This is a genomic window from Pseudoxanthomonas sp. P4_B2 (assembly GCF_056402315.1).
This window is the reverse complement of sequence record NZ_JBFUHQ010000002.1, coordinates 550870-576355: the sequence shown is the minus strand read 5'-3', so window position 1 is coordinate 576355 and position 25486 is coordinate 550870. Positions and strand designations below refer to the sequence as shown.

The 25486-nt window shown below is 63.9% G+C and carries 20 protein-coding genes; 4 read left to right on the top strand and 16 right to left on the bottom strand.

Annotated features, from left to right (window positions below):
* Positions 1–71 precede the first annotated feature (71 nt).
* Positions 72–1481 carry a type I glutamate--ammonia ligase gene (glnA, locus tag AC1DTQ_RS07075; RefSeq protein ID WP_310092695.1) on the bottom strand — a complete coding sequence of 470 codons (1410 nt, stop codon included), beginning with the start codon at positions 1479–1481 and terminating at the stop codon, positions 72–74.
* A 398-nt stretch (positions 1482–1879) separates the two neighbouring features.
* Here glnA and AC1DTQ_RS07070 point away from each other — a divergent pair, with 398 nt between their 5' ends.
* Entirely contained in the window at positions 1880–2740 is an 861-nt protein-coding gene (locus tag AC1DTQ_RS07070) for an undecaprenyl-diphosphate phosphatase (protein WP_477848808.1), read from the top strand.
* Positions 2741–2823: 83 nt separating this feature from the next.
* The gene (locus AC1DTQ_RS07065) at positions 2824–3654 is read left to right on the top strand and encodes a DUF4377 domain-containing protein (RefSeq protein WP_477848807.1); all 831 of its coding nucleotides are present in this window, start codon (positions 2824–2826) and stop codon (positions 3652–3654) included.
* A gap of 112 nt (positions 3655–3766) precedes the next feature.
* Here the strand turns inward: AC1DTQ_RS07065 and AC1DTQ_RS07060 are convergent, their stop codons facing one another.
* The 9 genes from AC1DTQ_RS07060 to AC1DTQ_RS07020 all read right to left on the bottom strand — a co-directional run bounded on the left by AC1DTQ_RS07060 (position 3767) and on the right by AC1DTQ_RS07020 (position 12623).
* Positions 3767–4381 carry a YbhB/YbcL family Raf kinase inhibitor-like protein gene (locus AC1DTQ_RS07060; RefSeq protein WP_477848806.1) on the bottom strand — a complete coding sequence of 205 codons (615 nt, stop codon included), beginning with the start codon at positions 4379–4381 and terminating at the stop codon, positions 3767–3769.
* 28 nt (positions 4382–4409) lie between these two features.
* Positions 4410–6485 carry a tetratricopeptide repeat protein gene (locus AC1DTQ_RS07055; protein WP_477848805.1) on the bottom strand — a complete coding sequence of 692 codons (2076 nt, stop codon included), beginning with the start codon at positions 6483–6485 and terminating at the stop codon, positions 4410–4412.
* A gap of 51 nt (positions 6486–6536) precedes the next feature.
* Positions 6537–7526, bottom strand: coding sequence for a YheT family hydrolase (locus AC1DTQ_RS07050; RefSeq protein ID WP_477849153.1), 990 nt, complete (start codon positions 7524–7526; stop codon positions 6537–6539).
* A gap of 50 nt (positions 7527–7576) precedes the next feature.
* Positions 7577–8377 (bottom strand): lysophospholipid acyltransferase family protein, encoded by an 801-nt coding sequence (locus tag AC1DTQ_RS07045; protein WP_477848804.1) that lies wholly within the window; start codon positions 8375–8377, stop codon positions 7577–7579.
* 123 nt (positions 8378–8500) lie between these two features.
* A complete protein-coding gene (locus AC1DTQ_RS07040) occupies positions 8501–8923 on the bottom strand; it encodes a hotdog fold thioesterase (protein ID WP_477848803.1) in 423 nt (140 codons plus the stop codon).
* Positions 8924–8934: 11 nt separating this feature from the next.
* Positions 8935–10899, bottom strand: a complete 1965-nt coding sequence (locus AC1DTQ_RS07035; protein ID WP_477848802.1) for a phospholipase D family protein — start codon at positions 10897–10899, stop codon at positions 8935–8937.
* A complete protein-coding gene (locus AC1DTQ_RS07030) occupies positions 10896–11468 on the bottom strand; it encodes a YceI family protein (RefSeq protein ID WP_477849152.1) in 573 nt (190 codons plus the stop codon). Before AC1DTQ_RS07030 ends, AC1DTQ_RS07035 begins: the two co-directional genes overlap by 4 nt.
* Positions 11469–11476: 8 nt before the next feature.
* Positions 11477–11953, bottom strand: coding sequence for a SixA phosphatase family protein (locus tag AC1DTQ_RS07025; protein WP_477848801.1), 477 nt, complete (start codon positions 11951–11953; stop codon positions 11477–11479).
* A 37-nt stretch (positions 11954–11990) separates the two neighbouring features.
* Positions 11991–12623, bottom strand: a complete 633-nt coding sequence (locus AC1DTQ_RS07020; protein ID WP_477848800.1) for a nucleotide-binding protein — start codon at positions 12621–12623, stop codon at positions 11991–11993.
* Between the two features lie 233 nt (positions 12624–12856).
* On the opposite strand from AC1DTQ_RS07020, the gene AC1DTQ_RS07015 reads away from it, so the two are divergent.
* Positions 12857–14344, top strand: a complete 1488-nt coding sequence (locus tag AC1DTQ_RS07015) for an AAA family ATPase (RefSeq protein WP_477848799.1) — start codon at positions 12857–12859, stop codon at positions 14342–14344.
* Positions 14345–14347: 3 nt separating this feature from the next.
* On the opposite strand, the gene AC1DTQ_RS07010 is transcribed toward AC1DTQ_RS07015, so the two are convergent.
* From AC1DTQ_RS07010 to AC1DTQ_RS06990, 5 genes are all read right to left on the bottom strand, one after another.
* On the bottom strand, positions 14348–15382 hold the full coding sequence (locus tag AC1DTQ_RS07010; RefSeq protein WP_477848798.1) for a hypothetical protein: 1035 nt from the start codon (positions 15380–15382) through the stop codon (positions 14348–14350).
* Positions 15383–15423: 41 nt separating this feature from the next.
* Positions 15424–16341, bottom strand: a complete 918-nt coding sequence (locus AC1DTQ_RS07005) for an AEC family transporter (RefSeq protein WP_477848797.1) — start codon at positions 16339–16341, stop codon at positions 15424–15426.
* 28 nt (positions 16342–16369) lie between these two features.
* On the bottom strand, positions 16370–17551 hold the full coding sequence (locus tag AC1DTQ_RS07000; RefSeq protein ID WP_477848796.1) for an MFS transporter: 1182 nt from the start codon (positions 17549–17551) through the stop codon (positions 16370–16372).
* Positions 17552–17717: 166 nt separating this feature from the next.
* Positions 17718–19415 carry a gamma-glutamyltransferase gene (gene ggt, locus AC1DTQ_RS06995; RefSeq protein WP_477848795.1) on the bottom strand — a complete coding sequence of 566 codons (1698 nt, stop codon included), beginning with the start codon at positions 19413–19415 and terminating at the stop codon, positions 17718–17720.
* 49 nt (positions 19416–19464) lie between these two features.
* Complete coding sequence (locus tag AC1DTQ_RS06990) at positions 19465–20094, bottom strand: tetratricopeptide repeat protein (RefSeq protein ID WP_477848794.1); 630 nt, start codon at positions 20092–20094, stop codon at positions 19465–19467.
* Positions 20095–20262: 168 nt separating this feature from the next.
* Here AC1DTQ_RS06990 and AC1DTQ_RS06985 point away from each other — a divergent pair, with 168 nt between their 5' ends.
* Positions 20263–23970 (top strand): indolepyruvate ferredoxin oxidoreductase family protein, encoded by a 3708-nt coding sequence (locus AC1DTQ_RS06985; RefSeq protein WP_477848793.1) that lies wholly within the window; start codon positions 20263–20265, stop codon positions 23968–23970.
* Between the two features lie 184 nt (positions 23971–24154).
* Here AC1DTQ_RS06985 and AC1DTQ_RS06980 read toward each other — a convergent pair whose 3' ends face one another.
* A complete protein-coding gene (locus AC1DTQ_RS06980; RefSeq protein ID WP_477848792.1) occupies positions 24155–25375 on the bottom strand; it encodes a lytic murein transglycosylase in 1221 nt (406 codons plus the stop codon).
* Between the last annotated feature and the right edge of the window lie 111 nt (positions 25376–25486).

Sequence of the window (25486 nt, the reverse complement as noted above, 5' to 3'; positions counted from 1 at the left end):
ACGCGGCGATAGCGACGTGTGGGAGGGGTAACTCCGTCGCTATCGCCGCTAAAAACTCGACGAAAGCTTGCTCAGTTCCCGTAGTACAGCTGGTATTCCAGCGGGTGGGTGGCGGCGCGGAACTTGGTCACTTCCTGCATCTTCAGCGCGATGTAGCCGTCGATGAAGTCGTCGCTCATCACGCCGCCGGCCTTGAGGAACTCGCGGTCGGCATCCAGCGCTTCCAGCGCCTGGTCCAGGCTGGAGCAGACCTGCGGGATGTTCTTCTCTTCTTCCGGCGGCAGGTCGTACAGATCCTTGTCGGACGGCTCGCCCGGATCGATCTGGTTCTTGATGCCGTCCAGGCCGGCCATCATCAGCGCGGTGAAGGTCAGGTAGCCGGTCTGCAGCGGATCGGGGAAACGCATCTCGATGCGGCGCGCCTTCGGGTTGGACACCCACGGAATGCGGCACGAAGCGGAACGGTTGCGCGCGGAGTACGCGAGCATCACCGGCGCCTCGAAGCCGGGCACCAGGCGCTTGTAGCTGTTGGTGCCGGAGTTGGCGAAAGCGTTGATCGCCTTGGCGTGCTTGAAGATGCCGCCGATGTACCACAGCGCCAGCTGCGACAGGCCGCCGTAGCCGTCGCCGGTGAACAGGTTGGTGCCGCCCTTGGCCAGCGACTGGTGCACGTGCATGCCGCTGCCGTTGTCGCCGACGATGGGTTTTGGCATGAAGGTGGCGGTCTTGCCGTTACGGAAGGCCACGTTCTTGACGATGTACTTCATCGTCAGCAATTCGTCGGCCTTCTTCACCAGCGAATTGAACTTGGTGCCGATCTCACACTGGCCGGCGGTGGCCACTTCGTGATGGTGCACTTCGACTTCGATGCCGACCTGTTCCAGCGTCTTGCACATCTCGGCGCGGATGTCGTGCAGGGTGTCGGCCGGGGCGACGGGGAAGTAACCGCCCTTCACGCCGGGGCGATAGCCGCTGTTGCCGCCTTCGTATTTGGTGCCGCTGTTCCAGGCCGCTTCTTCCGATTCGATCTTGAAGAAGGTGTTGCCCATGTCGTTGGCGTAGCGCACCGAATCGAAGATGAAGAATTCCGGTTCTGGGCCGAAGAACGCCTGCTCGGCGATGCCGCTGGACTTGAGGAAGGCTTCTGCACGCTTGGCGATGCCGCGCGGGCAACGCGAGTAACCCTGCATGGTGGCCGGGTCGAGCACGTCGCAAGTCAGGACCACGGTCGGATCGGCGGTGAACGGATCGAGGTAGGCGGTGCTGGCGTCGGGCAGCAGGACCATGTCGGATTCGTTGATGCCCTTCCAGCCGCTGATGGAGCTGCCGTCGAACATACGGCCGTCTTCGAACAGCGATTCATCGACGATGTTGGCCGGGAAGGTCACGTGGTGCTGGATGCCACGCACATCGGCGAAGCGCAGGTCGACGAACTCGACCTTGTTGTCCTTGATCAGCTTTTCGACTTTGTCCGCAGACATCTTGGAACCTCGGTTTGGAATTGAGTGAGGTCCTTATTGCAAGCCGCGTGCCAAGGTTTAATGCACCGTAAGTGGCTGATTTATATGGTGCGACGCGTCACGGATACGGACAGATTGCACGTTTTTGGGGAATATCGCGCAGTCAGCGCACCTTACTGGTGCTTTGTAAATCCACTATTCTTTGGACTGTGTTGCTCAACCGGGCGCGCGAAAAACATCGTCATCCCAGCGAAAGCTGGGATCCATCTTGATCTTGCATTGCCCGGCGCGACTCAGTCGAAAGGCAAAGTCAAAATGGATCCCAGCTTTCGCTGGGATGACGATCCTTTTAGGCCATAGCTTTTTAAGACGGCCGCGCCCTTTCGCTGCTTGTCCCTACCCCATTCAGACCCCAACCCATGATCGATCTGCTCAAAGCCCTGCTCCTCGGCATCATCGAAGGCATCACCGAATTCCTGCCCATCTCCAGCACCGGGCACCTGTTGCTCGCCGAACGCCTGTTGGGGCTGGGCCACCGCAGCGATCTGTTCAACATCGGCATCCAGGCCGGCGCGATCCTGGCCGTGGTGCTGATCTACCGGCAGCGGCTGTGGGATCTGGCGATGGGATTCCTTGGCCGCGGTGCGCCCGCCGAACACGACCCAGCCGGCATGAAGCTGAGCCCGGCGCAAGCGCGCACCTATGCGCTGAAACTAGCGGTCGCCTTCGGCGTCACCGCCGTCCTCGGCCTGCTGGTGAAGAAACTGGGCTTCAAGCTACCCGAGGAAGTCATCCCCATTGCTTGGGCGCTAATCCTGGGCGGCATCTGGATGGTCGCCGCCGAATATTTCGCCACCAAGCGCGCACAAGCCTTGGGCGAGCGCAGCGAGATCAGCTGGACAGTGGCGATCCTGGTCGGGATAGCGCAGGTAGTTGCCGGCGTGTTCCCTGGCACCTCGCGCTCGGCGGCAACGATCTTCGTGGCCCTGCTGGCGGGCACGACCAACCGCGCAGCGGCAACCGAGTTCGCCTTCCTGGTCGGCATTCCCACAATGTTCGCGGCCACCGCCTACGAACTGGTCGCTCTGCTGCAGTCGGGTCAGGCGGCCAACGAGGATTGGGCAGCGTTCACGGTCGCCTTCATCGCCTCGGCCATCACCGCCTTCATCGCAGTGAAATGGTTGCTGAGCTATATCCAGAGCCACCGCTTCACCGCATTCGCGATCTACCGTTTCGTGCTGGGCGTGGCATTGCTGCTGATGGTGCCTGCCGGTAGTTGATCCTGCGCGTAGGAGCCAATCCGGCAGCTTCACCCCGTTCGTTGCATTGATGCGTTTGCCTGAGCTCATCACTGGAGAATGAAATGAAACGCTGCCTGATCCTGATGCTGCCGTTCGCACTGGCTGCCTGCGCCAAGGCCCCTCAGGGTGAGCCGGCCACGCCACCCGCAGCAGCCGCACCCGCAGCAGCCGCACCCGCTGCAACGCAAGCCGCTCCGGCCGATACGACTGCTCTGACCGCCTATCACTGGCGATTGAACGACGCCAAGGACGCCAGCGGCAAACGCATCGAGGCGCTTTTCGTCAGCGCGGACAAACCGTTGCAACTTGATTTCGCGGACGGGCGCGTCAGTGTCAGCAACACCTGCAACCATATGGGCGGTGCCTATTCGGTCGCAGGCGATAAGTTGAAGTTCGACCGCCTGGCGTCGACCCTGATGGCTTGCACCGATCCCAAACTGATGGCGCTGGACCAAGAGATCGGAAAGCGCTTGGAAACCATGTCGACGTTTGCGCTGCAATCAGGCGATGCACCGAGCCTGACGCTGACCGGCGGAAACGGCGACGTATTGACGTTCAAAGGCGATCCCACCGCCGAAACCCGCTACGGCGGTCCGGGCGAAACCGCCTTCCTCGAAGTCGCCGCCCAAACCAAGCCCTGCAATCATCCGTTGATCCCGAACATGCAATGCCTGCAGGTGCGCGAGCTCAAGTACGACGACAAGGGCATCAAGACCGGCACCGACGGCGAGTTCCAGAACTTCTACGGCAACATCGAGGGATATAGCCACGAACCGGGCATACGCAACGTAGTGCGGGCCAAGCGTTACGCGATCAAGAACCCGCCGGCCGACGGCAGTTCGCTGGCTTATGTACTGGACATGGTGGTGGAGTCGGAAACCGTAAAGCCGTAACGCATACGCTGTTGTAGGAGCTGCGTCAGCGGCGACCGGAAAGCATCCGCTGCAGGGACTCTTTGAGCTGTATTCGCTACGGTCGCAGCTAACGCAGCTCCTACACGGAATATCAGCCGCCGGCTTTTGCGTTCAGCGAATAGGTGCCGTGCACCAGCGCCTCGCCCAGCACGTGTCTCTGTGCCGCGTGTAGCATCTGCGCCGCGGTGAAACGCTCCGGCACATCGAGCTTTTCCACATCCAGCGCGAACAATCTGAAGAAGTACCGATGCGTACGCAGGTCGTTGAACGGCGGGTACGGACCGTCGTAGCTGATGTAGTCGCCGCCCATGTCCGCATCGCCGGCGAACCAGCCGGTGTAATCGTTCAATCCCTGTCGCGCGCCTGACGGACCCGGCGGATTCCGTTTGCCCTTTGGTGTGACGCCATCGCTGCAACTGCCCGCTTCGATCAGGCGCACATCGGCGGCGATATCGATCATCGCCCAGTGCACGAAATCGCCCCGCGGCTGTTCCACCGGAATCTGCAGGTCGTCGCGACCCACCGTTTCCGGCACCGTGGGCGCATCTGGATCGACGCACAGCAAAGCGAACGAACGAACGCCTTCAGGAACGTCCTCCCAAGCCAAATGCGGGTTGCGATTCCCGCCAAAACCGTCGAGCCGCCCCATCGCGAATTCACTCGAGATCGGCTTGCCGTTTTCGAAACTGTCGCTGCGGATGCGCATATGCGGAATCCTTCTTCGGTTGGGGCAATCAGTCTTGCGGATAACCCAGGCGTACGGCGACCGGGGCCAATCTTGCGAAAGGCTCCGCCAACGCCTCGGCATAGTCGCGCCAGCGACCGGAAGGCAGGTAGGCCGGTCCGAGGCTTGCGGGGGCAGGCAGGGCAGGCGCGCGCAAGGCCTTGCCCAGCGCATCGGCAAGTCCTGCCGCATCGTTTTCCAAACCGTCAAGACGAAGCAGGAAATGCGGATAAAGTTCGTCTTCGCTCAGTACGACGACTTGCCCCAACATTTCCGAGAGCCACTGCGCGCCTTCATTGGGCGAGGGCAACGCCATCTGCGAAGGAGCGCCGAACGCCAACCACCGCAACAGCATGTCACGGGGATCGCGCAAGACGACCAGCAGCACGCCATCGGCCAGATGCGGACGGAACGCCTTCAGGAAAGAGTTGTCCCACCAGACCAGCCAGTCGACCACCTTGCCGTCGGTTATGCCGCGTGCGGGAAGGTTGGCGCGCCAACTGGCGACCATAGCGGCGGCATCCATCGCGCCCGATCCCAACGCCTCGATGCTGTCGTAATGCTGGAGGAGGTCGCCCGGCCAATCCGCGCGGAAGCGGTCCGCAAGCAAAGGAGCGCCGGCTGCGCCGAGCACTAGGGCCGCGCGCTCCACGCCCGAACCGGGCGCACCCCATAGGAACAGTGGCCTGGCCGTGGTTTCCGGCGGGATCGTGCCGACCTGCGGCCATTCCTGGTACGGGGAGGTTATGCGATGCGGGGGCAGCAGGTTCGGCGCCAGCGAAGCCGACCGCTCACTCCAGCTGGCGACCGCTTCGGCGTGTCGGCCGGCCTTGTCCTGGGCCAGACCCAACCAACCCAACAGCAACTGACGCGACTGTTCGCTGCGAGCCTGCGCCAGCAGCGACTGGGCGTGCGCTACGGCCGCAGCCGGGTCTCGCGCCAGCAATAAATTGAACAGGTACGCTTCGGCAGCACTGTGGCCAGGCGAAAGAGCGACGATCTGTTGGGCGATCTCCTCGGCCTTTTCGGCTTGACCCAGTGCGGCATAGGCTTCCATCTGAGCCTCTAGCGCTTGCAGCGAACCGGGCATCGACGACGCCCAGCGGTTCGCCAGGGGAAGTTCGAGCGGACTACCGGAAACTTCTAGCGCAAGTCGCGCGATCCAAAGATTGGGCGCGTCGGTAGTGGTAGCCAATGCCGCATCCAGCGCATTGCGCCCGATTTCCAGCTCCCCTCGCTGATGCCAGACGCCGACCAGCGTCTCCAGCGTGGCGCGATCGTTCGGCAAGGCCGCCAGGGCGGCGTACAGCAAGGGCATCGCCTGTTCGGGCTGTCCCGAAGCGAGATGCATCTGACCGGCGAAACGCTGCAAGCCGGGCGTTGTGGTCGCCGGATCGGTCAGCAAGGGGGCGACGAGTTCGGCCGCTTCGTCCGGGCGGCCCTGGCGGTTCACCAACTCGGCAATCAGGCTGCGCAGGCCGGCGGCGGCAGGGTTGCTCTCCAAGAGACTGCGGAACGCCTGTTCGGCGAAAGCCAGATGTCCTTTCTGCATGTGGATGAATCCGAGCGCATAGCGCAGTTGCTCATCGGCAGGGGCCTGCTGCAGGCCACGGGTGACGATGCGCAGCGCGGCATCCGCGTTACCACGCTGCAGCTCCAACATGCCTTCGATGGCAGCCAGCTGCGGATGCTCGGGGGCTACGCGCACGGCCAGGCGATGCAGGCGCTCGACCTCTGCCAGATCCCCACGGCCCAAAGCCAGCTGGGCCTGCATGAGGTACGACACCAGCTGATTAGGGTCGAGTCCGGTCGCTTGCTCCAGTGCCGATTGCGCCGCTTCCATTTGCCGCGAACTCAGCAGCACGCCGGCACGGGCCAGATGCAGCCTGGCGTCTTCGGGCGACAGCGAGATCGCATGGTCGATGCTGATCAGCGCCGCTTCCGCTTCGCCGCTCTCTTGCAGCGCCGCCGCTAACCAGCGGTGGGCCTGCGCGTCCTCAGGCTGGGCGGCCACCAGTTCGTGTGCGGCGGCCAGCGCTTCGGAAGTCGCCTTGCGGCGCAGTGCATCGATGATATCGTCGTACATGAGTGAGGTTTGCCGGATCAAACCCTTATTGTAGCCTCGCGCTTTCGGGGCTTAGAGCGAATCCGCCGCCAGCAGGTGCTCGGTCACCCAGCGTTCGCCGAATCCGTCGCAGGCCGCGTTCTCGATGAATCCGCAATGTCCGCCCCAGCGCGCGGTTTCCAAGTGAGCCAGCGCGGGCAGTTGCCAGGCCTGGAAATGGGCGAAGGGGATGACCGGATCGTCCTCGGCCATGAGGATATCGGCCGGTATGGTCAGGCCGCTGAGGCGATCGCCGGCAATCGAATAACCTTCGAAATAGTCGTCGATGGTGCCGAAATCGGTATGTCGCTCGACCATCCACCGGGTCAGTTCGCGCACGCTCTTGGCCAGGGTTTCGTCGTCGTAGTTGTGGCGTTCGGGAAACAGCTCGCGCTTGCGCTCCAGCGAGTGCCGCCACTTACGCTGGAAATACCAGTGGTACAGCGGCAGCCCTTCTTCCATCCCCATCAGCGATGCGGAAGGATCCAGTACCGGGCAGACCGAGGCCACTCGCGCCAGCGGCAACCCCGCCTGGGGCGCGCGCAAGGCCAAGCGCAAGACGAAATTGCCACCCAGCGAATAACCGGCCGCCACGAACCTGCGGTGCGGGAAGCGCCTGGCCACGTCGCCGGCCGCGTTGACCACTTCATCCAGCCGGTTGGAGTGGAAGATTTCTTCGTTGAGATGATGGGTACCGCCGTGGTCGCGGAAATTGAGCCGTACCACCTCGAAGCCGGCTTCGAGCAAGCGCGCGGCGGTCATACGCATGTAGCTGGATTCGGTGCTGCCTTCCCAGCCGTGCAACAACAGCGCCAAGCCGCTGGAAGTCTTGCCCGGCACCGCGCTATGCCAGCCCTGCAAGCGTACGCCATCGCCACCGTCGAAGATGTGTTCGGTGGTCACCGCGCCGGTGGCGTTCAGCGCGCGCAGGCCGCGTCGGCGACGCAGGCCACTGGAACTCAGCACCGATTGCAAGTGCGGGTTATGCAGCCATTTGGGCGGATGGTAGTCGTCTGCGGTCAGCATGGGGGCGAGCATGCTCGCGTTGTTTGGAGCTTTGCTTCCAAATACGTTCACCGATCCGATTCCATTGCCGCGACGATGCGCTCGCGCGCCAATTCGGCGATCTTGCTGCGACCTTCCAGTTCGCCCGCCGCGATCGGGGCCAGGAAACAGATATCGGCGCTGCGGGCCGGTTCGCCCAGCAGGCGCATGAAATTGGCGAAGAAGCTTTCCCCGGCGCCGAACGCCACCAACGTCTGCGCGCTGCCGCGCGGGCCGTAGCGCAGGGCGACCGGCTGCACCGGCACGCCGGCTTCCACGGCCGGCTGGAAAATGCGCGCATGAAACGGACCCACCTCGGCACCGTCGCGAGTACGTCCTTCGGGAAACACTCCGACCGGCCGGCCGGCCTGCAGGCGCGCCAGCATGGCGTGCATCACCCCGCCCATCGATTCCTGGCTGCCGCGCTGGTGGAAGATGGTTTCGCCGCGGGCGGTCAGCCAACCCACCAGCGGCCAGCCGCGGATTTCCTGCTTGGCCACGAAGCCCATCATGCGCTGGCTGTGCAGCATCTCGATATCTACCCAGCTGACATGGTTGGCCACGAACATCGCCGGATCCGGCAACGGCGTGCCGAACCGGCGCAGGCGGAAACCGAAGATGCGCATCAACCCGGCCGACCACAGGCGGATCGCCAGATGCTCGATACGCAAACCGGCTACGCGGATTCCCGACCACAGCGGGACCATGCTCAGCAGCACCAGCGGCAACAGCACCAGGATGTGGATCAGCAGCAGGGGAACGCGGTATAGGTAACGGAACGCGCGCCCCAGTCCGCCGCCTGAAGTGGCGTGAGGAAGGGGGGAAATCATCCCCTCACAATACCGGATGGCGCTGGAGTACGGCTACTAACGGCTGCAGCCTTCCGTAGCTCGGTTCACTTGGCCGACGCGGGGAGTCCGATGTCGCAGGCGCGTCGCCGACGTAGCCCCGACCTACTTTGCCGCCACCACCGCCAGCGTGATCCGCGAAATGCAAACCGGCTTGCCGGCTTCGTTCTCGATGCGGATTTCCCAGACGTGCGTGCTGCGTCCGACGTGGAGGGCGCGGGCGGTACCGGTGACCGTGCCCTCGCGTACGGCGCGCAGGTGGTTGGCGTTTATTTCCAATCCGACCACGGCTTCGGTGGCGCTGTCCACGCACAGGCCGCCGGCCATGCTGCCCAAAGTTTCGGCCAGCGCCACCGAGGCGCCGCCATGCAGCAGTCCATAGGGTTGCTTGGTGCGCGCGTCCACCGGCATGGTGCCGCGCAGCCAGTCGTCGCCGGCTTCGATGATGAGGATTCCCAGGGCTTCGACCATGGATCCGCGCGCACGCGCGTTGAGGGCGTCGATATCGACGGAATTGCGGAAGGCCATAACGGCTCCTCTCAGAGAATGGGGACCAGACCGGCGCCGAAGGCGGTCAGCAGACGCGTATACAACCACTTGGGACCGACGTTGACCTCGGGGAAATCGCCGACGGCTTCATAGCAGCGATGGAATGCGGGGTCGTTCGCAGGCACCGGCACAGGGCAGTCGGGGCCGGGCTTGAACTCGTAGCTGGTGGCGTAACGCCACGGCCAGAGGTCGAACAGGGGCAAGGCTTCGGAGACCTTAGCCATGCTGTAATCCAGCCCCGACAGCACCGGCGGCTTGGCGCGCGGCGCGATCACCCATGCGTTCTCCGGCGACGTATCGCGACGGATGCTGGCGGCCAATGCTTGCGCGAAGGCGGCATCGTCGATGACTACTGCGCTCTCGGTGTTGTAGTTCTCTGAACGCGGATCGAAGTTGTGCGTGCCGATCACGCCGATGCGGTTGTCGATCACCATCGATTTCGCATGCAAGCCGATGCGTACGCCGGCGCGCTTGAGCGGCAATGGCGAACTAGCGGCGCCGCTGCTGAGGAAGGAGGGGCGCGATTCGGTGCGCTGCAGTCTGCGTGTGGTTTCGCCTGCGCCGGCCGTTCCGGAGGACGGGCCGACCGAACCGGACGGACCTCGAAAACTCTCCTCGTTCTCCATGTCCAATGGTGGTCCCTCTGGCATGAGCGCTGCGTAGTCCACCGGGGCGTCTTCGGGAAAAGGCTTGTACTCGTAGATGCGGAAACCGAACTCGCGCAGATAGCGACGCTTGTACTTGAACGACATCGAATAGACGACTGCGTTGTCGGTAGCGGCCAGACTGTTGGTGGACACGATCACCTGCGGCGGCGACTTGCGCTCGCGCAGTTCGCGGAACAGGTTCTGAGCCGCGTCGGACATCACCAAATAAGGTGTCTGTATCAGCACTTCCGATTGCGCGCCGGAGATGAGCGCTTTCAATTCCGGCACCGCCGGCGCTGCATCCACAGGGCGTTCGCGGCGGTGCTTCTGCGGAAGATCGGCCACGTATTTCACCGCCCCCACCGGCATCGCCGCCTGCGCCAGGCGGTCGTGCACCAGCGCCTCGTCGTCGGCTTCGGCCGACAGCGCCGCCACCCGATCCGGACGCAGGAAAGCGTCCGGCGGCATCGCCGGCACGCCTTCCTTCAACAGCTTGCGGCCGACATCGTTCAGGCGCTCCACCGGGATGCTGCGGCGCGCGTTCCAGAACGCTTCGAAATTGGTCGCCATCTCGCGCGAGGCCGGTCCTGCCACCAGCACGTCGCGATCGCGGAAGTTGTACTCGGCGTCCCAATCGTAATAGTCGTCCTGATAATTGCGCCCTCCGGTGATGCCGACGGCCCCGTCGATCAGGATCAGTTTGGTGTGCATGCGCTGGTTGAAGCGGCGGAAGCAGCACAGCACGCTGCCGGCGTAGTCGAAGTAGTTGAGCTTGGCCTTGCGGAAGCTGGGGTTGTAGATGCGGATCTCGAAATTCACGTGCGAGCCCGACAAAGCCGCCAAGATGCCCAAGTCCGGGATCGCGGAAAGCTGGTCGATCAGCAGCCGCACTTTCACCCCGCGGCGCGAGGCGGCTAACAGCTCGTCCAGCACCAGCCGTGCGCTGTCGTCCTTATCGAAGATGTAGGTCTGCACGTCGATACGGCTGCGCGCGCTGCGGATCAGATTGATGCGCGCCAGCAACGCGTCGCGGCCGTGGTCCAGGATCAGCGCGTAGTGGCGCGGGGTCTGCGGGCTCGATTCCGTATAGGCGCGATCGCTCAGCGCATGCAATGGCGACGGCTGCGCGCAAGCATTGGCGGCGCTGCAGTCCACGATCCGCGAACGCGCCGCCACGGCGATGGAAGCGGCGCGGTTGCGCTGGGTCTCGGACAGACTGACGCAGGCCGCGCACGACAGCGCCAGCCACACCACCAGACCGCGGAAGAACAAACTGCGAAACAGCGGGCCGCGAAAAAGCATGCTCATGGTGCGACCTCCGCCTTCAGGCGTGCGCGCAGCACGAACACCACTCGATCGCTGACCGCCATCATCCAGTCGTCCATGTCGTAATCGCTACGCCGCACCGCGCCAGTGGCGACCACATCGCAATCCCGAGCCGGACGCGCACAGGTGGAAGGCTCCACGGTCAGCGTCTTGGGCCGGGTGATGCCGCGAATGCTCAGGTCTCCTGCGAGGTCGCCGCCGTATTTCAGCAGCTGCTCGTCGTAGGGTCTGGAGACGAACACCACCACCGGATAACGTTTGGCTTCGAAGAACTGCGGACCACGGGTCCACTCCGAATAGCGCGGATGACCGATGATCTCCACCGAGTCGGTGAACATGCGCAGAACCACCTGATGGCGACCGTCGTGCAGATGTTTCACTTCGCCTTCGTAGCGTGTGAACTCGCCTTCCAGTTTCATGCCCCAGCGCGTGCGCAGCTCGAAGCCGAAACGCGACGCAGTCGGATCGAAGGTCTCGGCCCTCGCCGCGAACGCAGGCCAGAGGCACAGCACGGCCAGGCCACACCATCCCCAACGCTTCCAGCCGAACATTGGAGCCGTCACGGCCACCAGAAGGCGGAAAGGGTCGCGACTCCCGGTTCGATGCTGGCGTCCGCAGGCAGCTTCAGCACCACTACGGATGCCGGCGGCATGCCGCGGTAGTCGCCGGACTGGCCGCTGTGCATCAGCGCCGCCAACCGTTCCAAACCCGGATTGTGGCCGACCAGCAGCAAGCGCTCGGTCTCGCGATGCGCGTCGGCCAATTCCGCCAGGGTGCCGGCGGTGGCTTCGTAAATGCGATCTTCCAGACGCTGCTCGACGTAACCGATGGTTTCCAGGACGGCTTCCAGGGTTTCGCGCGCGCGGCGGGCCGGCGAGCACAACACCCGGTCCGGCACCAAGCCTTGTTCGGCGAGCCAGCGGCCGGCGGCGGCGGCCTCGGCCAGTCCGTCCGGGGACAGAGGCCGATCGAGGTCGGGCTGCCCGGCAGCGGCGGGTTCGGCATGCGCATGGCGCAGGAGTATCAGTTCACGCATGGCATCCCTTCGGGTTGGAGCGAGCTCAGAAGCAGGCTCAAGCTTTCTTGATCCACTTCAGCAAGGGATCCCAGTCGGCCTGGTGGTCGCGCACTTGCGCGGACCGGTAATCGAACAGGCTGCGGCCCAGCCCAGCCAGAACCACGTAGGCCTGGGTGTCGCGCAGCTGCGCGACCACGTCATAAGGCCAGGTCTTGAGCATTTCCACAGCCTGCTGCGAGGTGTTGGTCCACGGCTTGCTGCGGTTGACTACCAGGCCTACCGGCAGCTTGCGCTTGTGCACGCGCGCCACCTTGGACAGGGAATTCAGAAACCCCACGGTGGCCTCGATATCCAGCGCCGAGGGCAGCACCGGGACCACGATGGCGTCCGCATGCTCGATGAAATGCGGCAGGTCGTCGGCCATCGCTCCGGCCGGCGCATCGATGACCACCCGTTCGGCGTCATCCGGCAACCAGGCGCGCCAGGCGCGCTTGCCGCTGGCATCGATGGGAAGTACGGCGGTTTCCAGCTCGGCCCGGCGCTCGGCCCAACGGGTGGAGGAGTGCTGGGGGTCGGCGTCCACCAGTACGGTGCGCTTACCGTCCAGCGCGAAATGCGCGGCCAGGTTAGTGGCCAGTGTGGTCTTGCCCGCGCCACCCTTGGAGCTGGCGACCAGAATCGTCTTCATGCGCACGCCTCGTTACCGGGAAGCCGCAGGGTACACCGGCGACGGTTAACGGGGAACGGCCTCCAAACCTCCCCCTTTGGAAAAGGGGGGTTGAGGGGGATTTGCTCTTGCTCCTTTGCTCCAGATCAAAAGCGAATCCTCGGTAGACCTAGTTTCGAAGGGCAAAACGCAAACCATCCATTACCTGTTTCCCGCTTTGCTATCGTGCGCGCTGCCAAGGACCCGGACCGATCGTGAGCGAACTGCAGGACCTGACCGCGCTGATCCGCGCCAATACCCCGTTGATCGTCATCGAAACCCAGGATGAGGGCCGCGCGGTCGAACTGTTCCGCCAGGCCCTATCCCAGGTCTGGCGCGCGCTCTATCGGTGGTCCATCACCGAAGGCCTGCGCCGCATCGACATGGACCGCGAGGACGAGGCCGAAGGCCCGCCCGACGCCAGCGCCGCTTTGCAGGCGATGAAGCAGGCCGAGCAACGCGGCATCTATCTGTTGCTCGATTTCCACCCCTACCTGGGCTACGCCAGCAGCCAGCGCCAGCTGCGCGATATCGTGCAGCGTCGCCATTGCCAGCCGCACGTGGTGGTGCTGGTCGGCGCCAAGGTGGAGCTGCCGTCGGAACTGGAAGCCATCGCAGTGCGCTTCAACCCGCGCCTGCCCGACGCCAACGCCCTGCTGAAGATGGTGCGCGAGGAAGCCAGCGAATACGCCCGCGAAAACGGCGGCCGACGGGTCGAAGCCGACGGCGAGGCGGTGCAGCAGATCGTGCGCAATCTGCAGGGCCTGAGCCTGCCCGATGCGCGCCGCATCGCTCGCCAGCTGATCTACGACGACGGCGCGCTCAGCGCCGCCGATCTGCCGCAGTTGTCCAAGCTCAAGTTCGAGCTCCTCAATCGCAGCGGTCATCTGCACTACGAATACGACACCGCGCGCTTCGCCGATGTGGCCGGGGCCAGACGCCTGAAGCGCTGGGTCGAGCAACGCCGCGAGGTATTCGTCGCAGGCAACGCGCCGCCGGGGCTGGACCCGCCCAAGGGCATGCTGCTGCTGGGCGTGCAGGGTTGTGGCAAGTCGATGCTGGCAAAGGCCACCGCGGCAGGTTTCGGCGTACCGCTGCTGCGCCTGGATTTCGGCACCCTGTACGACAAGTACCACGGCGAGACCGAGAAGAACCTGCGCAGCGCGCTGGCCTCGGCCGAGCAACTGGCGCCGTGCGTGCTGTGGATAGACGAGATCGAGAAAGGTCTGGCCGGCGGCAGCGGTGAAGGCGACGGCGGCGTATCGCGTCGTGTGCTGGGTTATCTGCTGACTTGGATGGCGGAGCGGAAAAGCCAGGTGTTCCTGGTCGCTACCGCCAATCAGGTAAACGAGCTTCCACCCGAACTGCTGCGCAAGGGGCGCTTCGACGAAATTTTCTTCGTCGACCTGCCCGATCCGGACACCCGAGTGGAACTGCTGCGTCTGCATTTGGCGCGGCGCAAACTGGAGCCGGAGGATTTTGCGTTGCCCGCCTTGGCCGCGGCCAGCAACGGCTTCTCCGGTGCGGAGATCGAACAGGTCATCGTCGCCGCGCTGTACACCGCCCACGCGGAGCGCAAGCCGCTGGACACCGACCTGTTGATGCAGGAAATCCGCAACTCGCGTCCGCTGTCGGTGATCATGGCCGAACAGGTCTCGGCACTGCGGGCGTGGGCCGGAGAGCGGACCGTGCCAGCCGACTGATCTTTACGGAAGCGTGCGCTCCGATTTCCAGCCCGCTGGTGGATCGGAAGGTATGCCGGCCTCCGCCAACATCGCGTGCATGACTTCGATCTCGCTTGAGTTCCGCGTGTCGTTGATCAGTCGCAAAAATTCGTTTCTGTTCTTATTGTCGTTCTCCGCGGACACCAGAGACCACTGCTTCAGCTGCCAATCGTGTTCACGGCGACGTTCAGCGACAAAAGGCTTCTCGCCCTCCGTCATTACGTTAGCCAGCATCGCCAGACCAATCGACCTCCCAATCAAGGTGTCGGACTTTGCACTCATGACATCGGCAATCGCTCTACAGCGTGTGCGCCTGCCTGGCTCGACGTCCAAGGCAGTGCCCTTGCACGCATGGACGATATCGACGAAGGGCGTTAAGGTCACGGCCCACAGTGACGTCGCCAACGCGCTGGCGAACTTTTCGGCGGTGTCCACTTCGCCTCGGTACAAGGCCTTCGCTTCTGCAGCCGTCGGCGGGTCCGCGAGTAGCGCACCGGCAATCCAGCGCAACTGCTGTACATAGTGCACATCCATCCGAGCGAACTCGGCATGCGGGGCTTGCAGCACTGCCGTGTCGCCTCGCGAATTGAGGAAAGGCGCAAGGTTGTCCGGTTCCAGTGCTGCCCAGCGGTCGGCAGCCTCCAACCTCGATTCCTTCCCGCTTTCCGAGTTGCCCGATATCAAGAGGATGTAGACCAACACATCATCCTTTGCCAACGCCATCGCAGACTTTCTCAGCGCTGATGCGGTCGATGCGCCATCAGTTCTCTCCTCGAAGACGAACGACTTCCCATCGAACCAGCTTCTTGTCGCTTGGTTCTCTTTGATCACTGCTGCCAGGGCCAGGCTTCTGGCATCGCCGCGTGAAACCAGTTCTGTCGCGACCCGTTCCAAGTAGGCGCGCATGGCGCGTTCCTCGGCACGGTCAGCCTTGTCCGAAGCCAATGCACTTGGCGTCAGCAACATGAGTAGCAGCGCGCATAACACCGCAGAGTGACGTCGGTATATGGACTTCATCCACGCTCCTGAAATAAGAAGACCGATGCAGCGTAGCGTAGTCATTCGATCAGTGTCCGTAGCGCCCACACCCACGCCGGCAACGTAACCAGCGACAACAGTATTCCATAGCCCACCAACGCCGCCGCCAGCCGCGGCGCCAAGTTGTGGGCGATGGCCAACGCACCGGCGGAAATCATGGTCGGCATAGCCGACTGCAACGCATTGACCTGCAGCATTCCGCCGCGCATGCCGAACAGCAAGGCCAGCGCCAGCGCGAGTGCAGGCATCACCAGCAGCTTCAGCAGCAGGCCAGTGGCAAGTGGCTTCACTTCATCGCGCGGCAGCTTCAACTGGATGGACAGACCCACCGCCAGCATCACCAGCGGCAGCAACGCGTCGGCGAGCTTCTGCAACGCGGACGCGATCCATTGCGGCGGCTGTTCGGGCATGACCGTCAGGCCAAGTATCAACGCCCAGACCGGCGGGAATTTCAGGATTCGCAGCAGTATCAGCTTCGCCGTTGGCGCCTCGTCGCCCGCGTACTTCGCCAGCACGTACAAACCGAACGTGGACAACAGCACGAACGTGCCGAACTGGTCGTAGACCACCGCATAGGGCAGCGCATGCTCGCCGAGCAGCGCGCGCACCATCGGATAGCCGATGAAGCTGGTGTTGCCCAGCGCCACGCACAACAGCAGCACGGCGTGTTCGTCGCGGCGGAACTTGAACAGGCGCGTGGCCAGCGCGACCAGCAGCAAGGTCGCGGCCGCGAGCAGCCAAGGCGTTGCGATCAGCCCCGCCAGTGAGATGTCCACATGCAAGCGCGGCGCGTAGATCAGCACCGCCGCCGGCAGGCATACGTACAGCACCACCAGGTTGAGCGTTTCCGCCGCATTGGCAGGCAGCAACTTGAGACGTGCGAACCCCATGCCCAGGGCGAGCATGGTCAGGATCAGGGCGAACGCGTCGAAGGCCATCGCCAACGATTATCCCGGGTTGCGCCGGTTACGCACCCGCACCTTCGTCGCAGACGAATATTTGCCGGTTACGCGATTCCAGCCATGCACTGAAACCGGTTAAACCCAAACCCACCACAGTGACTGCCGCGGCGGCAATCGCCAGATGGGGATAACCGTGGCCGTCGGTCAGCAGGGTTGCACCCAGCCATGCGCCGCCGGCGTTGCCAAGGTTGAATGCGCTCTGGTTCAAGGTGGAGGCCAGCAACGGCGCTTCGCTGGCCTGCTGCACAGAACGCGCTTGAAGGGCCGGACCGCCCAGGAAGCCGATGAATCCGATCAGGAACACGCTGGCCACCGCGAATGCCGGAAGGTGCATGAGGCCGGCGAACAGCAGGAAGAACGCGCACAAGGTCGCCAGGGCAACTCCCAGTGCGGGCATCAGCTTCCAGTCGGCCAGGCGCCCGCCCAGCAGCGTGCCGCCGGTGGCGCCCAGGCCGAATAGGATCAGCACCCAGCTGATCGTCGATTCGCCCAGATGCGCTTCGCTGGTGAGGATCGGCACGATGTAGGTGAACACGGTGAAGATGCCGCCGAAGCCGAACACCGTCATCGCCATCGCCAACAGCACCTGCGGCTGGCGCAACACGCGCAGTTCCTGGCGCAGGCGCGGCGGGGTCAGTTCATGCAGCGAGGGGATATTGCGGGCGATGATCAGCAACGAGGCAACGCCCAGGATCACCACCGCCCAGAACGTGGCGCGCCAACCCAACGCCTGTCCCAGCAGGGTGCCCAGCGGCACGCCCAGGATATTGGCGACGGTCAACCCGGTGAACATCAGCGCGATCGCCTGCGCGCCCTTTCCTTCCGGCGCGATATGGCGTGCGACCACCGCGCCCGCGCCGAAGAACGAACCATGCGCCAACGACGCGATCACCCGCGCCACCATCAGCGTTTCGTAATTGGGGGCCAGCGCGCACAGCAGGTTGCCCAGTACGAATACGCTCATCAGCACCAGCAGCACCGTTTTACGCGGCAATCGGGCCGTGGCCATGGCCAGCAACGGCCCACCGATCACCACGCCCAGCGCATAACCGGATACCAGCAGGCCCGCCGACGGTATCGAGACGGCCAGGTCCGCCGCCATCTGCGGCAGCAGGCCCATCACCACAAATTCGGTGGTGCCGATAGCGAAGGCGCTGACGGCCAGCGCGATAAGGGGCAGACGCATGGGATTCCTTGTGAGGTCCATGCGCTATCGGCACGGATGCATCGGACAAGGATATTGTGCAGTGCAGCAACGGTATCGGCAATCCGGTTTCGCCAAACCCAGCGTTGCAAATTCTGGGAATACGTATGCGCTTTGGTAAGCAGCGCCCATAGGCGCTCTCCGCCGATCAATAACCGGCGGCCTGTCCGTCCTTACGGCTTTCCGAGGCGCCGAAGTACACGCCGGTCTGCGGGTCGCGGCGAATCGCCTGATAACCGCCGTACGGGCCCAGCGCCCATTCCATGTGATGGCCTTTGTCCATCAGGCCGCGCACGGTTTCGTAGGGAAAACCGGACTCCAACTGCACCACGCCGCCATCGCTCATCGCGGTGTTCTGGCCGGTGGGCTCGGTGTCGTTTTCGTGCTGGATGCGCGGCGCGTCGCCGGCTTCCTGCAGATTCATGCCGAAATCGACCAGATTCATCACCATCTGCACGTGCCCCTGCGGCTGCATCGCGCCACCCATCAGGCCGAAGCTGACGAAGGGTTTGCCGTCCTTGGTGATGAACGCTGGGATGATGGTCTGGAACGGACGTTTGCCGGGTTCGAAGGTGTTCGGATGACCGGGCTTGAGCACGAACATTTCGCCGCGATCCTGCAGGATGAAACCCAGCCCCGGCGGTGCCATGCCGCTGCCCATGCCGCGGTAATTGGACTGGATCAGCGACACCATCATGCCGTCGGCGTCGGCGGTGGTCAGGTAGATGGTGTCGCCCTGATCGAGTTCGGCCGGCGTGCCGGGTTGCACTTCCTGCAGCGGCTTGTTTTCCGAGATCAGCTTGCGTCGCTGCTTCGCGTACGCCTTGGAGATCAGCTTGGCCACCGGCGCGGGCTGGAACGCCGGATCGGCGTACCAACGCGCGCGGTCGGCGAAGGCGAGCTTCTTGGCTTCCACGAACAAGTGCACGTGTTCGGCGCTGCCGAACGGAATCTTCGAGAAATCGTAACCCTCCAGCACATTGAGCATCTGCAGCGCGGCGATGCCCTGGCCGTTGGGCGGCAGCTCCCATACGTCGTAACCGCGATAGTTGGTGCTGACCGGCTCCACCCATTCGCCGTGATGCGCGGCTAGGTCTTCATAGCTGAGGAACCCGCCGTTGGCCTTGAAATAGGCGTCGATGGTGTGGGCGATATCGCCCTTGTAGAAGGCATCGCGACCGCCATCGGAGATTTTCTGCAGGGTGTCGGCCAGGTTGGGGTTCTTCCACAACTCGCCGGTGCGCGGGGCACGCCCGCCGACAGTGAACTGTTCGCTGAAGCCCGGGTATTTGGACAAGCGCGGCACCGAACGACCCCAGTAGTAGGCGATGGTTTCGGCGACCGGATGGCCTTCGCGCGCATAACGGATCGCCGGCGCCAGCACGCTCTTCATCGGCGCCTTGCCGAAGCGGTCGTGCAGGGCGAACCAGCCGTCCACCGCGCCCGGCACGCTGACCGGCAACGGACCCAATGGCGGAATGTCGGTAAGGCCCTGCTTCTGGAAGTAATCGAGCGTCAGCGACTTCGGCGAGCGGCCGGAACCGTTGTAACCGTAGAGTTTCTTCGTTTTCGGATCCCACACGATCGCGAACAGATCGCCGCCCATCCCGTTGCCGGTGGGTTCCATCAATCCCAGTGCGGCATTGGCGGCGATCGCGGCGTCGACCGCGCTGCCGCCCTGCTTCATCACGTCCAGCGCGATCTGGGTGGCCAGCGGATGCGAAGTGGCTGCCATCGCATGCGGCGCGATGACTTCCGAACGAGTGGCGAAATCGCGCCCGGTAATGCGGTCGGCGGCGTAAGCCGGCACCGCGCACAGCAACAGCAGCGTCAATAGATAGCGCATTGGAAGGGCTCGCAAAAGTCGGCGACGGCGCCGACCCACCCGCTGCATGTTACGGCCAGGCGGGGGGATTGGCTGCCCAGGCCGCATACACCTCGGCCAGACGCTTGCGATCCTCTTCGCGCCAGTCCGGCAGCAAAGTTGGGTAGTTGGCCGGGTCGCTCCAGAGATTAGGCTCCGTCCGCACTGCGGCGGCATACCATTTCACCGCGTCTGTCTTGCGATCCGCGCTCCACAGCGCCAACGCGAGCGTGGGCGGCACCCAGGCCGGCTGACCGAAGCCACCGGCGAGTTCGGCCCAGAACGCCAGCGCGGGCGCCACTTCGCCGTGCTTGTACAAGTCCCAGGCATAGTTCCAGCGGATCGCGCGGCCGAGAGTACCGGTTGTCTGGGTCGCTCCCACCGCCTCGGTGTACAGCGTCTTGCCCAGATCGGTGCGGTTGTCGGACATCGCCACGTGCGCCAACTGCGCCGTCGCTTCCATCGACTTGCGGCCGCGCTCGCGCATTTTGACCAGCTCGGCAGCCAATGCATCGCCCTCGCCTTGCGCCGCTACGATCTTGCGCGTGGTGCTGGCATCGGCGTCGAAATAGAACTCTTTTGGTTTAGGCAGGACTTGCGCCTGCGCGGCAAAGCTATGGATGGCCAACAGGATGGCCAGAAAAACTCGAACAGTAGTCATGTGACGTCCCCAACCACGAATAGCAACCTCCCCGCCGCCATCCTAACCGCTGCAGCGCACATCCGGGGAGTGAGTAAGGTCACAGAATACCGCGCTGATACAATTCGCCACCACGCGTCCGGCGTTCGCCGGACGTCGCCAGCCGCCTCTGACACCCCCGGGCCAGCCATGACCAGCACCGCCGAACTCACCTCGCCGTCGTCCGCCAATACCCCGCAGATCGACGTGCTGGACAACGACTACACCCTGGAACACAAGTACACCCGCACCGACGGCCGCATCTACCTGAGCGGCGTGCAGGCGCTGGTCCGGCTGCCGCTGATGCAGCGCCTGCGCGACCAGGCCGCGGGACTGAATACGGCCGGGTTCATCAGCGGCTATCGCGGCTCGCCTCTGGGCGGGTTCGATCTGGAGCTGTGGCGGGCGAAGAAGCACCTGGCCGAGGCGCAGGTGAAATTCATTCCCGGCCTGAATGAGGATCTGGGCGCGACCATGGTCTGGGGCACCCAGCAGACCAACTTGTTCCCCGGCGCCAAGGTCGAGGGCGTGTATTCGATGTGGTACGGCAAAGGCCCCGGTGTGGATCGCTGCGGCGACGTGTTCAAGCACGGCAACGCCGCCGGCACTTCCAAGCACGGCGGCGTGCTGGCGATGGCTGCCGACGATCACAACTGCCGCAGCTCCACCCTGCCGCACGGCTCGGAAGACGAATTCGTCAGCGCGATGATGCCGGTGCTGAACCCGGCCGGCGTGCAGGACATCTTGGATCTGGGTCTGGTGGGGTGGGCGATGAGCCGCTACACCGGGCGCTGGGTCGGTTTCAAAACCATCGCCGAAACGGTGGAATCCTCCGCCTCGGTGGAAGTGAATCCGTTCGCGCGCCGCATCGTGCTGCCGGAGGATTTCGAGATGCCGGTCGGCGGCTTGAACATCCGCTGGCCCGATCCGCCGCTGGATCAGGAAATGCGTTTGCACCGTTATGCGGTGAAGGCCGCGCAGGCCTTCGCCCGCGCCAACGGCGTGGACCGCATCGTGCTGGACTCGCCGCGCGCGCGGCTGGGGATCGTCACCACCGGCAAGAGCTATCTCGACGTGTTGCAGGCGCTCGAATACCTGGGCCTGGACGAGGCCGCCTGCGCCGATATCGGCATCCGCGTGTACAAGGTCGGTATGACCTGGCCGCTGGAGCCGGTGGGCATCGCCAACTTCGCCCACGGCCTGGAAGACATCGTGGTGGTCGAAGAGAAGCGCGCCTTCATCGAGCGGCAGATGAAGGAACAGTTCTACAACTGGCCCGTCAGCGCGGGCCCGCGTCCATCCATCGTCGGCAAGTACGACGAGGCCGGCGAATGGATTTTGCCTTCGACTGGCGAACTCACTCCGGCAACGATTGCCGGAGTGATCGGAAAGCGCATACAGCGTTTCTTCACCACCGAATCCATCGAGCAACGTTTGCGCTGGATGGAAGATAAGGAAGCGGAAATGGCGCTGCCGCGGGCCAACTTCCCGCGCGTGCCGCATTACTGCAGCGGCTGCCCGCACAATACCTCGACCGTGGTGCCGGAAGGTTCGCGCGCGTTGGGCGGCATCGGTTGCCACTACATGGTGACGTGGATGGACCGCGACACCGACACCTTCACCCACATGGGCGGCGAAGGCGTGACCTGGTCGGGGCAGGCACCCTTCACCGAAACCGAGCACGTGTTCCAGAACCTGGGCGACGGCACCTTCTTCCATTCCGGCTCGCTGGCCATCCGCCAGTCGGTCGCCACCGGCGTCAACATCACCTACAAGATCCTCTACAACGACGCGGTCGCCATGACCGGCGGACAGCCGGTGGACGGCACGCTCAGCGTGCCGCAGATCGCGCACATGATGCGCGCCGAGGGCGTGCAGACGATAGTGGTAGTCAGCGACGAAATCGAGAAGTGGTCCAAGCCGGAGATCTTCCCGTCTGGCGTCGAATTCTACGACCGCAAACGCCTGGACGAAGTGCAGAAGCAATTGCGCGAAGTGAAGGGCGCCAGCATCCTGATCTACGACCAGACCTGCGCCACCGAGAAGCGCCGCCGTCGCAAGCGCGGCAAGCTGGCCGATCCGCAGAAGCGGGTCATGGTCAACACGCTGGTCTGCGAAGGCTGCGGCGACTGCGGGGTGAAGAGCTTCTGCGTGTCGGTGCTGCCGAAGGAAACCGAATTCGGGCGCAAGCGCGAGATCGACCAGTCCAATTGCAACAAGGACTATTCCTGCGTCAACGGTTTCTGCCCCAGCTTCGTCACCGTGCACGGCGGCGGTCCACGCAAGGGCAAGAAGAAAGATCCGGCCGAGCTGCTGGCCACTCTGCCCGCACCCGTTTTCAAGGCGGATTTCCAGCAACCCTGGAACATCCTGATCACCGGCGTCGGCGGCACCGGTGTAGTCACCATCGGCGCGCTGCTGGGCATGGCCGGCCACCTGGAAGGCAAGGGCGCCAGCGTGCTGGACCAGACCGGCCTGGCGCAGAAAGGCGGCGCGGTCACTACCCACATCCGCATCGCGCGCACGCCCGAGGACATCCACGCCGTGCGCATCGCCGCCGGCGAAGCCGACGTAGTGCTGGGCTGCGACATGGTGGTGGTGAACGATTACTGGGTGTTGTCGAAAGTACGCGGCGAGCGTTCGCAAGTCGTGTTGAATACCTATCAAGCGATGCCCGGCACCTTCACCACGCGCCCGGATATGGAATTCCCCGCCGCCGGCATCGTATCGGCGGTGACGCAGGCGCTCGGCGGGCGGGCGCCGCTGCAGGTCGACGCCACGGTGCTGGCGACGGCACTGATGGGCGATGCGATCGCGGCGAACCTGTTCATGCTGGGCTATGCCTGGCAACAGGGATTAGTGCCGATCTCATTCGAGGCGATCATGCGCGCGGTCGAATTGAACGGCGCGGCGATAGAAATGAATCGCCAGGCTTTCGCCTGGGGCCGCCTGGCCGTGGTCAATCCAGTGGCCGTCGCCGAAGCGGCCGGCGTGATCCACAACGCGCAGACCGAATCCGAGCGCACCCCGCACAACCTGCAGATCCTGCCGCCGGGCGAATGGGAAACCAGCGAGTGGGCCAGCCCCAGCGCCCCGCGCACTCCCGACAACGAGCATGAAGTGCGCGGCCTGCAGGACGCCAACAGCGGCGACAGCAACCTCGCCTTCCTGCCGCTGGACGATCTGCGTCTGTCGCGCTCGCTGGACGAACTTATACAGCGCCGCGTCGCCTTCCTCACCGAGTACCAGAATGCGGCCTATGCGCAGCGCTACAGCGCCCTGGTCGACAAGGTGCGCGATGCCGAGCATGTGCGCGCCCCGGGTTCGACCGCGTTGAGCGAAGCGGTGGCCCGATATTTCTTCAAACTAATGGCGTACAAGGACGAATACGAAGTCGCGCGCCTGTACACCAGCGGCGATTTCAAGCGCAAGTTGGAGCAGCAGTTCGAAGGCGACTACAAACTGCACTTCCACCTGGCGCCGCCGCTGTTGGCGAAGAAGGACGCGCAGGGTCGGCTGATCAAGCAGGAATTCGGTCCGTGGGTGTTCGGCGCGTTCAAGCTGATGGCGAAGTTCCGGTTCTTGCGCGGCGGCCTGCTGGACATCTTCGGCTACACCGAAGAGCGCAAGGGCGAACGCCGCCTGATCGGCGACTACGAGAGCACGATCGGCGGGCTGCTGAGTTCGCTCAACTCGTCGAACCTGCCCCTGGCCGCCGAAATCGCCAGCATCCCCGAGCACATCCGCGGCTACGGACACGTCAAGGAAGCCCACCTGCACAAGGCCAAGACGCGCGAAGCGGCGTTGTTGGACAAGTGGAACAATCCGCGCGAGATCCCGCTGGTGCAGGCCGCGTAGGGCGGGTTTTAACCCGCCATTGCCATCATTCCGTTGCGATGGCAATTGACGAAAGCCGCAACTTCCAACGTTATCGCAAGATCGTGCATGGCAATGGCGGGTTAAAACCCGCCCTACGTGTCTAAGGCGTTTTAGGATCTGGTGGCGGCTGCATCGGCGGCGAAGTTGCCTGCTGCGATGACGGCTACTGCAATGGCGGTTGTAGCGACGCCTCCTGCCGCAACGCATCGAGAATCTTCTTCCCCGCACGCCCATCCTGCGGCTGCAACCCCAGCCGTTGCTGCTCGGTCACGATCGCCCGACGGGTAAGCGTGCCGATCATGCCGTCCGCTTCGCCGATCGCATGCCCGCGCGCCAGCAGCAATTGTTGCAATTGTTTTCGCTGGCCACGACCCAGTCCCGGATCGTCGGTCGGCCACGGCGTGATCAACGGACCGCCGCCGCGAAGGCGGTCGGATAAGGTGGCGATGGCCAGCGCATAACTCTCGGCGGCGTTGTACGCATAGATCGCGTCGAAGTTGCGGAACACGAGGAACGCGGGGCCCGCCGCGCCCGCGGGCAGCAACACGCCTGCCTGCGCATCGGATGCCAGCAGCGGCGTGCCGTCGATGCGGGTCACGCCGCGTGCTATCCAGTCGGACACCGGACGCTTGTTCTTCCTGCCGGCTAAGGCGGCATCGAAACCTGCGGGCAATTTCACTTCGTATCCCCAGGGTTCGCCCGTGCGCCAGCCGGCTTGCTTGAGGTAGTTGGCGGTCGAGGCCAGCGCATCGGGAATGCTGGCGACCAGATCGCGGCGTCCATCGTCGTCGCCATCGACCGCGATGCGCTGGTAAGTGGTGGGCATGAACTGGGTATGGCCGAATGCGCCGGCCCAGGAACCGGTCAACCCTTCGGGTTTCAAGTCACCGCTTTGCAGCAGATCGAGTGTGGCGAAGAATTCGCCGCGGAAGAATTCCTGGCGACGCCCGAAGCACGAGAGCGTCGCCAGCGAAACCAGCAGGGGCCGCTTGCCGAAGGTCTTGCCGTAGTCGCTTTCCACGCCCCACACCGCCACCACGGTCTGCGGGTCCACGCCGTACTCCTGCGAGACCTGGGCGAGGGTCGCGGCGTTGGTTTGCAACATGGCCTGGCCATCGCTGATGCGCTGGTCGTCGACCAACGCGGCCAGATAGTCCCAGATCGGAGTAGTGAACTCGGGCTGCGCGTCCAGCAGGTCTAGCACGCCCATGTCCGGAACAAGATCGCGCGTGTCGGCGTCGAAGTTCGCTCCTTGTATGCCCGCCGCTTCGGCCTTTCCACGTAAGCCCGCGAGGCAATCGTTGAAGACCATGTCGTCGGCGCGGGCCGCGTTCGACCAGAACGCGAGCGCCAGCGATGCGCACAGGAGTGTTTTCATGGACATCCTCTTCTCCTTCCGACGGACCCGATCCCTCTCCATCGGAGTATTGCGCATCCTTCCGCAACGGCGCGTGACATTGCGGTGAAGCACCGTCGTCGCGAGGTTTTATGCCCT